The 13,457-nt window shown below is 45.2% G+C and carries 12 protein-coding genes, 1 pseudogene and 1 riboswitch; all 13 genes and pseudogenes read right to left on the bottom strand.

All coding sequences use genetic code 11. The annotated features are described in order from the left end of the window. Positions 1-320, bottom strand: a pseudogene (tnpA, locus tag ABZA00_RS13040) (IS200/IS605 family transposase); the annotation flags it as partial. Between the two features lie 210 nt (positions 321-530). Next, entirely contained in the window at positions 531-1,961 is a 1,431-nt protein-coding gene (gene pyk / locus ABZA00_RS13035; RefSeq protein WP_372882600.1) for a pyruvate kinase, read from the bottom strand. A 205-nt stretch (positions 1,962-2,166) separates the two neighbouring features. Further along, entirely contained in the window at positions 2,167-3,006 is an 840-nt protein-coding gene (locus tag ABZA00_RS13030) for a TonB family protein (protein ID WP_372882599.1), read from the bottom strand. 15 nt (positions 3,007-3,021) lie between these two features. Then, positions 3,022-3,450, bottom strand: a complete 429-nt coding sequence (locus ABZA00_RS13025; RefSeq protein ID WP_372882598.1) for an ExbD/TolR family protein — start codon at positions 3,448-3,450, stop codon at positions 3,022-3,024. Then, positions 3,447-4,442, bottom strand: a complete 996-nt coding sequence (locus ABZA00_RS13020) for a MotA/TolQ/ExbB proton channel family protein (RefSeq protein ID WP_372882597.1) — start codon at positions 4,440-4,442, stop codon at positions 3,447-3,449. The genes ABZA00_RS13025 and ABZA00_RS13020 overlap by 4 nt, the downstream gene beginning before the upstream one ends. 126 nt (positions 4,443-4,568) lie before the next feature. Then, positions 4,569-5,402 (bottom strand): ABC transporter ATP-binding protein, encoded by an 834-nt coding sequence (locus ABZA00_RS13015; protein ID WP_372882596.1) that lies wholly within the window; start codon positions 5,400-5,402, stop codon positions 4,569-4,571. Between the two features lie 13 nt (positions 5,403-5,415). Beyond that, positions 5,416-6,453: a FecCD family ABC transporter permease gene (locus ABZA00_RS13010; RefSeq protein WP_372882595.1), complete on the bottom strand. Its 1,038-nt coding sequence runs from the start codon at positions 6,451-6,453 to the stop codon at positions 5,416-5,418. Next, complete coding sequence (locus ABZA00_RS13005) at positions 6,443-7,450, bottom strand: ABC transporter substrate-binding protein (RefSeq protein WP_372882594.1); 1,008 nt, start codon at positions 7,448-7,450, stop codon at positions 6,443-6,445. The genes ABZA00_RS13010 and ABZA00_RS13005 overlap by 11 nt, the downstream gene beginning before the upstream one ends. Positions 7,451-7,755: 305 nt before the next feature. Continuing rightward, positions 7,756-9,609 carry a TonB-dependent receptor plug domain-containing protein gene (locus tag ABZA00_RS13000; protein WP_372882593.1) on the bottom strand — a complete coding sequence of 618 codons (1,854 nt, stop codon included), beginning with the start codon at positions 9,607-9,609 and terminating at the stop codon, positions 7,756-7,758. Between the two features lie 155 nt (positions 9,610-9,764). Beyond that, positions 9,765-9,931: riboswitch (cobalamin riboswitch) on the bottom strand. 105 nt (positions 9,932-10,036) lie between these two features. Then, complete coding sequence (locus tag ABZA00_RS12995) at positions 10,037-10,657, bottom strand: histidine phosphatase family protein (protein WP_372882592.1); 621 nt, start codon at positions 10,655-10,657, stop codon at positions 10,037-10,039. Then, a complete protein-coding gene (cobU, locus tag ABZA00_RS12990) occupies positions 10,632-11,234 on the bottom strand; it encodes a bifunctional adenosylcobinamide kinase/adenosylcobinamide-phosphate guanylyltransferase (RefSeq protein ID WP_372882591.1) in 603 nt (200 codons plus the stop codon). Before cobU ends, ABZA00_RS12995 begins: the two co-directional genes overlap by 26 nt. A 9-nt stretch (positions 11,235-11,243) precedes the next feature. Continuing rightward, entirely contained in the window at positions 11,244-12,110 is an 867-nt protein-coding gene (locus ABZA00_RS12985; protein WP_372882590.1) for an adenosylcobinamide-GDP ribazoletransferase, read from the bottom strand. Then, a complete protein-coding gene (gene cobT / locus ABZA00_RS12980) occupies positions 12,110-13,156 on the bottom strand; it encodes a nicotinate-nucleotide--dimethylbenzimidazole phosphoribosyltransferase (protein WP_372882601.1) in 1,047 nt (348 codons plus the stop codon). Before cobT ends, ABZA00_RS12985 begins: the two co-directional genes overlap by 1 nt. Positions 13,157-13,457 lie beyond the last annotated feature (301 nt).

The following is a 13,457-nucleotide window of genomic DNA, read 5'->3' as shown; positions in this document are numbered from 1 at the left end:
TCGATATAAGTCGTCAGGGCATCTAGCGCAGCACCGTCACATGATCCGGCAAAGTAACTGGGAGACCATAACGCACCATTCCATAGATAACGATGTATATCGGGGAACTCTTTTCGCATCAATCGAGAGCTAACACCCTTGAGTGAGTTGATCAATTTACTTAACTGGACTTTCGGAGGGTATTCAATAAGTAAATGAACATGGTCCTGTTCTCCGTTAAACTCAGTGAGTTCTACTTCAAAATCCAAACACACCTCTACCAGAATCTCTCCTAACCTAATTAATTTTTCATCATTAAACACTTTACGTCTGTATTTTGCGAAAATATCCTGGAGCCTGAGTTAGCTACTCATCGAGAGCTCGTACATAAGTTAGCATTAATCCTTTAATTGTTCATTTGTTGTTGACAACGTGAGGAGTTCAAATAACTTACCAATAATTAATGTGGTAACAATAATTCCCCAGCAGACTGGTGAAGGTGCAGGGGAGTGCAATTGTCTGGCGGCAGTAATCAATGTCTTTTTTGATACTTACACATTAAGTATTTTACAAGTATCAGTTGAGCCCGCCTGGTAGTAATCTCCATGCGTCATTATTACTAAATCACCCTCCTGTACAAAGTTTTGTGCTTTTAAAACGCCGATAGCGTGATGGACAAAGCTAATATTACTCTTATCTCTTCCATCAAATTTAAACGGTGTGACGCCCCGGTATAGTGCACAGTAGTTAAGTGTATGCTGATTGTAAGACAGTGCATAAATAGGTAAACCTGAGCTGATACGTGACATCAGCAGAGGCGTAGTACCCGATGCGGTTATCGTCACAATCGCTTTAATGCCTTTTGTATGATTGGCAGCAAACATAGCCATCATAGCTAACGCCTCTTCGCTATTGGCAAAGGTTTCATCCATACGGTGTGTAGAAACATTGATGCTGGGGTACTTTTCCGCGCCAAGACAAACTTCAGCCATTGATTTAACGGTTTCCACCGGGAAATCACCTGAGGCTGTTTCAGCCGATAACATAACTGCATCAGTACCATCTAACACGGCATTCGCGACATCCAATACTTCTGCCCGGGTTGGCATCGGAGAATGGATCATCGATTCCATCATTTGCGTTGCGGTTATAACCACGCGGTTAAAATGCCGGGCGGTGCGAATAATGTTTTTTTGTATGCCGGCCAAACGTGCATCACCGACCTCAACGCCAAGATCACCACGCGCAACCATTACCGCATCAGAAGCAAGAATAACATCTCCTAATGCTACATCGCTTTCCACCGCTTCAGCACGCTCAATTTTAGCGACGATTTTAGCAATACAGCCGGCATCTGCAGCCAGTTTTCGGGCATAATGTAAATCTGCACCACTTCTTGGGAATGATACTGCAAGATAATCACAGCCAATTTTCGCCGCGGTAATAATATCTTTTTTATCTTTTTCTGTTAATGCCCCGGCCGATAAACCGCCACCTTGTTTATTGATGCCTTTATTATCGGACAAAGTACCGCCAATAGTGACAGTAGTATGTACTTTATTACCTTCAACGCTTGCAACCTGAAGCTGCACACGTCCATCATCTAATAATAAAATATCACCTGTGCTGACTTCCTGCGGAAGTGTCTTATAGTCAAGGCCAACACTATGCTGATCTCCTTGATTGTTCTGCAGATCGCTGTCCAGGGTAAATGTATCGCCTACAACCAGCTTTATTTTTCCATACTGAAAGGTAGATATGCGAATTTTAGGACCTTGTAAGTCCCCCATAATGGCAATTTCAATACTCAGGCGAGCCGCTATTTCACGTACTTGTTCAGCTCGTTTAATATGATCGGCAGCCTCGCCATGGGAAAAATTCAGACGCACCATATTAGCGCCGGCTGCAATAATCTTTTCCAGGTTATTATCACGATCGGTTGCCGGGCCTAAGGTAGTAACGATTTTAGTACGTCTACTCATAGTTAACTCCTGTCTGTATGTTTTATGCCGAGCGAGCAGTTTTTAGTACTGAACTACTTGGCGTCCCTACAGAGGTTCTAACTAATAAAATGCTACCTTTAAGTTCATATTATAACACTTTTTAGTAATCCGACTTGTGCATGAGGACAATGATAAAGGGGTATTTCCGGGATAGGTTAAATACAAAAATCGCTCTGGGTAACCATCAATTGAGCTCAAAACGAAAGGCAAACAGCTGCTCTGAAGTGACTCTTTCCTGACCCTGAAGTGCCGGCATAAATAGTTCCCGGTTAATAAATGCCAGTACTGCCTGATCGAGAATGTTATATCCGCTGGAGTTGAGAATACTCGGGTTTTCAGGTTTTCCCTGGCTGGTAACGGTCAGCTTGACTACCACGCGGCCCTGCTGATTACGCAGAATAGCACGTTGCGGGTAGACGGGTTTGCGCCCGGAGACGACGATCGCCTGCTGTAACACACCATTATTCAAAGCACGTTGCGCTGTTGATGAGGGGGCTGTTTGAGGTTGTTTTTTGATAACTTCCTTATTTGCTGGCGATGTTTTTCTGGCATCGGGCGTTGTTTTTTCCGGCGTGCTGAGCTTGTGGATTTTTTTAACTTCAGCCACGGGCTGTGTTTCGTTTTCGGCGCTTTTTTTCGCTCGCAGTTGTTCATCAAAGAGTCTTGCTTTTAAGCTTGCCGTACTCTCTGCGCTGATCTTGGCAAGATTTTTCTGCAGTGCCTGCCTTCTTAATTTAACTTCAGATTGAGAAAGTGCGCTGTTGCTGCTCTGCTCGGTTATGACTTCTTGCACTGCCGCTACAGGAGTGGTTTCCTGCTCTGGCTCTGGCTCTGGCTCTGGCTCTGGCGTTACTACTGTTTTTATTTCGGCCGGTTGGGAAACAAAGCTAACCTGAATTGCCTGCTCGCCGGAATTTAACGGCAATGGTTTGATGACCAGGCTGTGATCAGCGTAAAGAAAGGCAAACGCATATAAGGCGAGGCTGATAATAAAAAAAAGAAAATAACGGCTGCTGGCTTTCATGTCAGGGGCTCACATCTATTTATCTTTTTCTGTTGCAAAAGCAACCTGCTGAAACCCGGATAAACGCAATTTATCCAGAATAGACAGGGCAATACCCAAATCTGCGTGTTTGTCTCCACGGATCAATATCGGCACAGTTTGAGTGTTTTCATTTTCCAGCTGCTTCTCTTTTTGTATGCGCATAACCTCCGCCAGCATTAAGGTTTCTGTGGTGATTTGCTGATTAATAAAAATTTGATTATCGCTGTTAATACTGATAGTTAAGACCTGCTCTGTTGGTTGTTTACTGTCAACAAGTTGCGGTAATTCGACTTTAATACTGCTCTGCATGGTCATTTTAAGCATCACAAAAATAAAAAATATCAGTAATAAAAAAATGACATCAAGCAGAGGTAATAACTCAAAGCGAGCCGGTTTCTGCAGGCGTTTCCGGCTTAGTTTCATCGACTTGCCTTTTCCTTAGATACTTTTTCCTGCAGGTGAGCGCTCTCCTGCTGTTTTTGCAGTTCAACTTCATCAACACCGAAGTACTCGTTTTTTTCGTTGACCGCACTGGCGTACATCTCGGCCAGTGATTCCTGCGAGGTTTTTTTAAGCTCTTTCATGTCGTCATGCAGATTGACTTCGACCTCATCTGACCCTTCTTTAAATTCGTAATGGTAGGGCATGTCACTCTCCTGAGTGACCGCGTATTTAAATATCTGCTCGTTATCTTTAGCGGCGCGGCTGAGTTCCTGAATTTTCATGATCTCGCTAAGCTCGTTGGTCACCAGGCTTTTTTGCCGGCAGATATGATAAAACTCACTGCCAACCCCTTCCAGGTGCTGGGTAAGCCGGTGCTGCAGTGAGCGAAACAGATTAAAAGGTAACAGTGCTAATAACGCGACAGCTAGCCCCATTGCCGTTGAAACGAGCGCCTGGGCAATACCGGCGACGACCTCGGTGGGATTGTCGATACCCTGTGAGCCGAGGATATTAAAAGAGTGAATAATCCCAAGCACGGTGCCTAAAATACCCAGCATAGGGGCAAGGGTGATCACTGTATCAAGTAATGACTGTCCACGCGACATGCTGCTGATCTGCCTTTCAGCGTAGGACTCCATTTTATCATTGGGTGAAAAGGGCAGGGCATTAATGCCGAACTCCAGCATCTTTAAAGCCGGCGTATCGATGCGCTGGCAGGCTAATAATGCATTGGTTTTATCTTTTTTATTTAAATAGGCAAAACAATCGAGCAGCGGATAGTGCTCTTTTTTAAGGTAATAATGAAGCCAAACGAAACTGCGCTCCAGGGTGATCAAGGTTGCCAAAAAGGAGGTTAATAACAGCAGCCACATAATCACACCGCCTTGTTGAAACCATAAGGGCATCGCCTGACTGATTTGCTGCAAAAAAGCCGAGCTCGCCATAATAATTGCCGTGCTGTCTAGTGCCATTTTCTGTGTATCCCTATTATTAATAACCGTTGCGCAGGCAAAAAGTCTCTTTGCCAGCTTAACCTGCCTCTGTCAGCGGGCATTTTAACGTCTAATTCATATACTGGCAAAGCTATCTGCCCGCTGTTACTCTTTGTTTATACTCTGATGTCTTTTTAGCGGGGCAATATTTGTCAGACTGACTTTATTATCGATTTTATTTATATCCGCCCTGATGGAAAAACAGTTTGCCAGATTTTCCTCATTCAGTACCTGCTCAGGTGTGCCATCGGCGATAATGGTTCGTCCGCCATTTATAGTGCCTGATTCACTGCCTGCCTCTCCCAGTAAAATAAGGCGGTCACAATAGCTGGCGGCGAAGTTAAGGTCGTGAATGGCGGTAATGGCAAGCTTGCCGCTTTGAGTAAGTGATTTAATCAGCTGCAGCGTTTCTATCTGATGGCAAAGATCTAAGCTGGCAATCGGCTCATCAAGTAAAATAGTCGCAGCCTGCTGAGCTAAAGAGCGGGCAATGATCACCCGCTGTTTTTCCCCGCCCGAGAGGGTATTTACCTGACGGTTTTTCAGATGCAGTACATCTGTTTTATGCATCGCCTGCTCAATCAGTAAGTTATCTTCGCGACTTTCCAGCTCAAAGGGACCGAGATAAGGATTTCTGCCCATAGCCACTAATTCCCTTGCGCTAAAGGCGTAGGGCAGTTCAATGGACTGCGGAACAAAGGAGAGCTGTTTGGCGATATCGCGGCGTTTTTGTTGATGAATCTCCGTGCCGTTTAATAATACACACCCGGTTTGTGGCTTGAGCAAGCCTAATAACAGCTGCAGCAGGGTACTTTTGCCCACCCCGTTTGCACCGATTAATGCAACAAACTGCCCGCTGTTAAACTCCAGATTAATATTATTTAATAACATCTGTTTGTTGTAGGTGAAGCATAAATTCCGGCAACTTAAGGGGGACATAGTCAGGGCTCTCTTAGCTGACAACAAGACGTTGTTTGATTAATAAAAACAGAAAAAACGGCGCACCTAATGCGGCGGTGATCACCCCGAGGGGAATAGCCTGCTGATTGAAAAAAGTATTAACAAACAGATCCGCGCCTAATAGCAGGCTGGCACCGGCAAATAAACAGGCGGGTAATAGATAACGGTGCGAAGGCCCTAATAATAAACGCAGAATATGCGGCACGACCAAGCCGATAAATCCGATTCCGCCGACCACAGAAACTGCGGCTCCGACCATGGCGGTACTAATCAGTAATAAATTACGCCGGGTTTTAGCGACATCCACACCCACAGACATCGCATGTTGTTCGCCCAACAGCAGCAGATCCAGCTGTTTGCTGTAAAACAGCAGTAACATAAAGCCGCTCAGCGCGATCGGCAGGATAATCAGAACATGATCCCAGGTTCGCCCGTCCAGCCCGCCCATTGTCCAGTAAATAATCATTCGGGCAACATCCCAGTTACTTAATGATAAGGCCAGTAGCATTGAGATGGCGGAAATATTCAGCGCACCGATGGCAACGCCGGAAAGCAGCAGAGTGGCAATACTGGTTTGGCCTCTGGTTGACGCCACACGGTAAACAACAGTTAAAGAAATACCTGCGCCGATAAAAGCAAAGAGCGGAATCGCCCAGGCTGAAATTAATGAAAAACCGGCGTAAATTGCAATGACAGCGCCCAGTGATGCTCCCGATGAGACGCCGAGAATAGAGGGGGAGGCAAGCGGGTTGCGGAACATCCCCTGCATCACTAAACCGCATAATGCTAAACTCGCACCGGCCAGTGCAGCGATCAGCATACGCGGTAAACGCACATCTAAAATGATATTGCTTTGCCAGCCGGGAATTGTGGACTCGACCGTGCTGAACAAACTTTGTTTTACAATTGTGTAGATAGCCGTTAAGGGGATATCGACCGGGCCCTGCAGCACGGCAAAAATCATCAGGATGACAAATAATGCCGCCAACAGCATTAATATAACTTGCCGTGAAAATAAGTTAGCGAACATGAGAGCTCTCTTGGTAGGTTTTGATATCCGGATGCAGCAGTTCGGCCAGCGCTTCCACCCCGTTAATACGGTGCTGCGATATGCCTCTTAACCAGGTACCGGGAAGCGCATAAATACGATCATTTTTTACTGCGGGCACATCTGCCCAGGCCGATTTTTCCCGCAGCAGAGTTGTTACTGAGGGGTGCCCGTTCTGCTGGTTAAATACCCACTGATTCATCACTATCACATCGGGCTGCAGTGCAATAGCAACCTCTTCGCTGATTTTATTCTCGCCATCGCCAATAACGCCAGCCGCGACATTGACTCCGCCGGCAAGACGAATCGTTTCATCCATTAACGAGTTACCACCAACGCTGTAACCGCTCGGATCATAATAGAGCACACGCAACGGCGTTTTATCTTTAACCTGCCTGCGGACAAAGTCGAGCCGCTTGTTCAGTTTATTAATTAATTTTTCAGCTGCCGCCTGCGTATCGGTAACCCTGGCGATCAGGATAATATTATTAATAATGTCAGCAAAAGAGTTAAATTCGCCCATGCGCACCACGGAGATATCACTGCGCAACAGATAACGCACGGTTTCAGGGTTACTGTAGGAGGCGACAAACACCAGATCCGGCTGCAGGGCCAACATTGATTCAATCTCCCCCTGGGTGCGGGAAATGCTCGGGTCATAAAAACCGACAATATTGGACATACTGGGGATATCAACATAGCTGCTGACCGCCACTAAACGCGCCGGGTCGACCAAGTCAGATAAGATATGATCCGTTACCAAGGTCGCGGAAAGAATACGCGTCGGCGGTTTTGCCAGAATAAATTCAATACCGGTTTTATCAATCAGTTTTTTAGGGAAGTGCTCTCCCTCTACCTGAGTGCTGAAATCGCTCAAATCGGCTTCAAAAAGGGTAAATAAACGCCCTTTTTGAAACTGAATCAGGCCAATAAACAGCAGCAGAAAGAGGATAAAACAAATTAGTTTGAAATTGTTCATTTTATCCTCTTTTGTTTATACCCATGTTACTCCAAAATGCTTTGTCAGGCACGGGATTGGAGACCAGATCAAGGCGTAAAATGAGGTAATGGTTATTCCCTTTTCGATTGTTACAACACAGAGCTGGTTTTCGAGCCCGCGCCCCGTAGGGCAAGGCAACTTGTACCAATCTGCGTTGTTATAAAATCTCTATGTAGAATAACTATACTTCAATTTTATGCCTAGCATCTCGGCACAATTTGCCTAGCATCTCGGCACAATTTGCCTTGCTGACTTTACATCTTGAAGTATCATGGGTATAGCTGTTATTTAAAGGTTACACCAATATAAGCCGTAGCCGGATCGGTATTGTAACCGCTAACCTCTTCATAGTCTTCGTCAAAGGCATTTTCCAGACGGGCAGAAAGGGTGATACGTTCATGTACCTTGTATGAAGCGCCAATATTAACAACAATGTAGTCATCCAGGTCAACATCACTAATATCTAAACGTTTACCCACATATCTGACACCAAAATTGGTACTCAATTTATCACTGTGTTGGTAGTTAGAGTTGATGCTGGCTGCGTGTTTAGGCCGGCGAACTAGTTCATCGCCTTCGCCGTCATCGGTCTCCATGAAAGTATATCCGACATTTACGCGTAACTTTTCCGCTACTTTTAGGTTGGTTGTGAGTTCAACACCTCGGGCAGTGGCCTTATTATCGAGATTGATGTATGTCTCGGTAGGGAAATACACATAATCATGCATATCGGTATAACGAGAATCAAAATAGGTCAGATCGATATACCCATCAATATCGGCAAAGTTATACTCTATACCTGCATCCCAGCTAAGGCTTTTTTCCGGCTTCAGATCAGAATTGCCTTCATATGCACCAGTATATGTTACTCCATCCCACACATATTCATAAGGAGAATAGCCATACAATTGACCTAAAGAGGGATTTTTAACACCTGTGCCATGGCTGGCATGTAGACGGGTACCGTCACTGATCCAAGTGGAGACATCAATATGGTAGGTGGTGGTATCATCAAACTTACTATTATAATCATGGCGAACTGCAGCATTGACAAACACTGTTTTCTGCCAGTCTGCCCCATAGCCGAAAACAAGACCTGATGCTTCAATGCGCTGTTTTTCATCCATAGACCAGCTTTGATAGTTATCGTTTTCATGTTCGGCAATAAATGAGAGTCGTTGACTGTAGTCGTTCACCGTATTCAGATAATAATCACTCTGCAGATCGGTTTTTACCTTTTGTCCTTCAGATTTACCGTAATTTTCATTTTCTGAATCAGAGAAGGCGATTGAAAGGCGGTTTTTCCATCGATTATTTAATAGATTAAGGTTGCTGTTTATTTTTGCCTGGCGATGACGGCTTGTATAATCGCCAATGTCATACTCACCTTCAGCATCGCTGTAGCGCAAAACAGCATCCATTGCAAAAATATCGCTAAACTGATGACCGCCTTTCAGGGTGATATTTTCGTTTTTATAACCGTCATCATCTGGATCTGTATCTGTTGCGCTGATCCCGTCCGTTGTTAGGGTGTGGGCTGATAGGGAGTAGTGGCTGTTGCCTTGTGCACCGCTGAGGTTAACCGTTGATTTATTGTAATCATTCTCACCAAATTCCATAGCCATACTTGGCGTAGAACCGGCCGAGCCTTTTTTGGTGATTATATTAATCACGCCGCCCATGGCATCACTGCCCCAAAGTGCACTTTGCGAGCCTCTTAAAACTTCAATACGTTCAATATTATCCGCCATCAGATGGGCAAAACCATAACCACCTTTAATGTTTGACAGATCATTCACTTCAATGCCGTCGATAATGACTAAGGTTTTATTGGAATCAGCGCCGCGAATATAAACCGAGGTGGTTTGACCTAAACCGCCGTTGCTGTTAACGCTTACGCCGGGAACATCCTGTAACAGTTCTGCAACGGTACGTGCCTGATTATCTTTAATATATTGTGCATCAAGCACAGTAATTGAACTGCCGCTTTCAATACGTTTAGTTTCAACGCGACTGGCGGAAATGATAATATCATCCTGCTGATTTGCATTTTCTATTTGCGCTTGTGCAGCAACACTTTGCATAGTTAGCAGGCTGCCTAACACTAAGGCGATTGGGGTAAGACGTGGCTTAAGCATGATTCTTCCTTGTTATTTTTTAATAATAAGAAAGCTTGATTGAACAGGTTTTATAAGACAGTAACATTCTCTGATTAATAAAGACTGAGCAACAAAGACTTTCTTTGGCTCGCCACTATTACGAAATTACGTTCCAGATAGCCAACCCGCTAAATGGACAGTGACGCGCTTTATGCTGGTATCTGACTATTGTTGTTTATTATTAAACAACATTCACAGTTGCGGGGGCAGTGCAGGCTCAATGTTAGCCTTAATAGCTAATCCCTGCTTCCCATTTAATCCCGCTTTTAATAAGCAGGACACATAAAGAGTGGGCGATTATAGGTAAATGGTAATAGCTGTCAACTATAGCTTAAAGCAGAAAGTGAAGGTTACTGTTGTGATCTATGAAAAATATCCATGTTGAGTGTTAAAGGCCGGTAGATCATCAAAGATCCACTGCAATACTTCTGACGCTTATATAATGTTGTTCTGCTTTGCTAATTTGAATATGGGTGATAGAGGCGTTGGCAATGGCTAACCTTGAATGCCAAAGCGGGTTTTGCCAGTCGAGCTGCAGTGCATCGGCTAATATCATGCGAATTACGCCACCATGGGTGATAATCAGCGTATTATCACGCTCTGTCTCTATGATCTTTGACCAGGCGGAAACGATTCGCTGTCTAAAGTCACTCAGTGTTTCAGCCTCCGGCAGGGTATTTTCTGCCGGGTTTTGCCAGAAGGCATCTAATAGTGGCCACTTATCTTTTATGCTGTCAAAGGCTTGTCCATCCAGTGTGCCGAATGATATCTCCCGCAATTGCTCTTCTATACTCATCTTCACCGCGGGCTGTTTTTTTTTCAATAACAGCGCTAAATCCGCACAGCGGCGTAGTGGCGAAGTGATAATGTGATCAAATGCGATCGCCCGCCTGCAGATAGCCTGGCTTATTCTCTCTTGAACAACGCCGTCAACCAGCTTGTCGCTATGACCATTTAATGCGGCATCACCATCGACCTTTCCATGGCGGAGCAGATAAAAGTTACAAACCTGCACTGTTAACCTCATCTTTATCCGGCTGGTTATCCATACTGTTTTTTAATGGCATTGCTAAACCGGCAGCAATAAAAGTTACACGGTTTACACGCTCAGCGAGTTTTTGATTCAGCCAGCCGGCATGATCAACAAACAACCGCGAGACTTCGCCCATGGGAATAATGCCCAAACCGACTTCATTCGCCACAAGCAGCAATTGCGCATCACATTGCTCAACGGCAGCAACAAACCGATCAATTTTCTGCTTCAGCAAGGCTTCATCAGGCTGGCTGCCAAGTTCGAAGATGAGGTTATTCAGCCACAGGGTTAAACAGTCTATTAACACCACATCCTGCGAAGTGAAGGTTGACAGCAGCGAGGTCAGCTGGATTGGACATTCATGCTCATGCCAAGGGAGAAGATTGGATTGCTGCCTAAGTGCCTGGTGATGGGCAATTCTCTTTTGCATCTCAGCATCGAAAGCAGTGGCGGTTGCGACATAATGGAGCTGATAATGGTGAGTTGCCGCTATTTTCTGAGCGTTAGCTTCTGCAAAACGTGATTTACCCGAGCGTGCCCCGCCTAATATTAAATGTGAAGATTTTTTCATTAACAGTCCTTAACCAATTGCAACAGCACTTGCCGGATTTAGCAGTGCTAACAACAGTAGATAGGTAAGCAGTTCCATCAGTTGCTGCGCAGCACCTAAACAGTCACCGGTAAAGCCGGCGAGTCTTGCCAGCAGCCAGTTTTTAAACAGGGTTCTGAAGATAAATGCACAGATAATTAATGCGCAGAGTATCGGCAGCTTAAGTAATAAACAGGGCAGCAGGGCGGAAAGAATAATAAAGATAAGCTCACCTAGCGACTGCCTGGCTGCCAGCGGTTTACTTTTGCTGCCTTGCGGGTCACTGACATAGGGCATATCAAAGATCAGGGTAGCCGCGACAGCGCGGCTGAGTGTATAGGCTATTATCCAAATGCAAAAAACGCCGGCCAGAGGATTGTTTTCGGTCCATGGCGATAAGCTCATAAATGCTCCGGCTAAAAGACCTTCACTTAACTCACTGAGCAGTAAAAACTTACCCAGCAGGGTCATGAACAGTGCACTCGCCCCGTAAGTCCCTATCCGGCTGTCTTTCATGATAGTCAGACGCCGCTCAGTGGTCATGCCCCCGCCTATGCCATCGGCCATATCGGTTAGTCCATCTTCATGGAAGCAGCCGGTCAGCAATAAACTGAATAAGATGGTTAAAAAAATCGCGATATCACTGCTGAACAGCTGGCTCAAGGCGATAAACAACAGACCGCACAACGCACCGAGTAACAGGCCGACCAAAGCAAAATAGCGGCCCGCTTTATTCATTCGCTCGCTGGAGTAGGGCAGTTTGTTACTGACCGGAATACGTGAGAAAAACCCAAGCGCCAGGAGAAACAGCTGCAGTTGATATTGTGCATATTGCCGGTATTGCGACCATCCAGGCATTAAACAGTGACCCCGGCGCTTTCAAAACTGGCCATATTATTATAAAAATCAGCCGCCGCACGTATCAGGGGAACGGCAAGTGCAGCACCTGTTCCTTCACCGAGTCTAAGGGATAAATCCAAGAGAGGATTTGCCTGCAGCTGCTCAAGTACTAATTTGTGTCCGGACTCCTGTGAGCGATGGGCAAAAATCATATACTCCCGACAAGCGGGTTCAATCAGGGTGGCGACATACGCAGCCGTGCTGACAATAAAACCATCAACAATCACAGGTGTTCTGCTTTCATAAGCCCCTAAAAATGCCCCCACCAGTTGTACAACCTCATAACCGCCCACTTCAGTGAGTACCTGATAAGGATTTGAACGGTCACATCGTGCAACCCCCTGCGCGACCAGATCTATTTTTTTCTGCAGCTGCTCGGGGCTAATGCCTGTCCCCAAACCGACACATTTTTCAACATTCTGCCCGGATAATGCGGCTAAAATGGCCGATGCGCAGCTGGTATTACCTATTCCCATTTCACCGAACATCACTAAGTTACTGCCATTTTCAATGGTCTGCAGCACGATTGATTTACCCAATGCGATTCCTTGCAAAACCTGCTCTTCGCTCATGGCCGCCTGAACGGCAAAATTGTCAGTGCGAGTGCCTAACCTTTGGCTGATAAAGTCGGCAGAATCACTCTCAACGGGGATAAGGATACCTGTGTCCACTATTTTCAGATGAATATCATTAACCCGGCAGAAACAGTTGATTGCAGCACCACCTGCTAAGAAATTTAATACCATCTGCTGAGTTACGGCGCTGGGTGCGATGCTGACCCCCTCGTCTGCGATGCCATGATCTCCGGCAAATAAAATAGCAGTGGGTTTGGTAATGTTGATACGTGTAACCAGTTCACCGGCATTGCTGCTTTGAATAAGCGCCAGTTGATGTGCAACATCCTCGAGCAACCCCAGTGCGCCGAGTGGTTTGGTTTTTTGATCAATGCGATGTTGAATTTGTGTTGAATAGGTTTCTGAAAACATGTGTTTTACCTGCTTTATGATACGAGATGCTCATTTCGCTTGTGCAGAAGAGCACAGGAACGAGACAGTAATAAACCTCAATTCTGGATAAGCAAATCGATACAGCACCGTTATTTTCGCGTATTTCTGCGTTATACCAAATCCGATAACTATCTACTCATTTATACTTGCTAAAATAAATGCTAGCTAGACATAAAACTACGTTTTAGTCTTTGTTATTGATTTTGTAATTAGAACAACTAGTTACTGCAATCAATGCCTTGCTTTCATCCATTTTTTCTACGCCTAAATAGATCATCTAATTATCGGAATTGGTATT

The sequence above is a fragment of the Psychromonas sp. genome (assembly GCF_041586535.1).
Classification (GTDB): domain Bacteria; phylum Pseudomonadota; class Gammaproteobacteria; order Enterobacterales; family Psychromonadaceae; genus Psychromonas.
Note: the sequence above shows the minus strand (reverse complement) of the source record. Positions and strands in the feature narration are given on the sequence as shown.

Coding starts and splice junctions, on each gene's coding strand:
- ABZA00_RS13005 (WP_372882594.1), bottom strand. CDS start 7,450: ATGAACAATTTCAAACTAATTTGTTTTATCCTCTTTCTGCTGCTGTTT.
- ABZA00_RS13020 (WP_372882597.1), bottom strand. CDS start 4,442: ATGGCACTAGACAGCACGGCAATTATTATGGCGAGCTCGGCTTTTTTG.
- ABZA00_RS12985 (WP_372882590.1), bottom strand. CDS start 12,110: ATGCCTGGATGGTCGCAATACCGGCAATATGCACAATATCAACTGCAG.
- ABZA00_RS13030 (WP_372882599.1), bottom strand. CDS start 3,006: ATGAAAGCCAGCAGCCGTTATTTTCTTTTTTTTATTATCAGCCTCGCC.
- ABZA00_RS12995 (WP_372882592.1), bottom strand. CDS start 10,657: ATGAGGTTAACAGTGCAGGTTTGTAACTTTTATCTGCTCCGCCATGGA.
- pyk (WP_372882600.1), bottom strand. CDS start 1,961: ATGAGTAGACGTACTAAAATCGTTACTACCTTAGGCCCGGCAACCGAT.
- ABZA00_RS13025 (WP_372882598.1), bottom strand. CDS start 3,450: ATGAAACTAAGCCGGAAACGCCTGCAGAAACCGGCTCGCTTTGAGTTA.
- ABZA00_RS13000 (WP_372882593.1), bottom strand. CDS start 9,609: ATGCTTAAGCCACGTCTTACCCCAATCGCCTTAGTGTTAGGCAGCCTG.
- cobU (WP_372882591.1), bottom strand. CDS start 11,234: ATGAAAAAATCTTCACATTTAATATTAGGCGGGGCACGCTCGGGTAAA.
- ABZA00_RS13015 (WP_372882596.1), bottom strand. CDS start 5,402: ATGTCCCCCTTAAGTTGCCGGAATTTATGCTTCACCTACAACAAACAG.
- ABZA00_RS13010 (WP_372882595.1), bottom strand. CDS start 6,453: ATGTTCGCTAACTTATTTTCACGGCAAGTTATATTAATGCTGTTGGCG.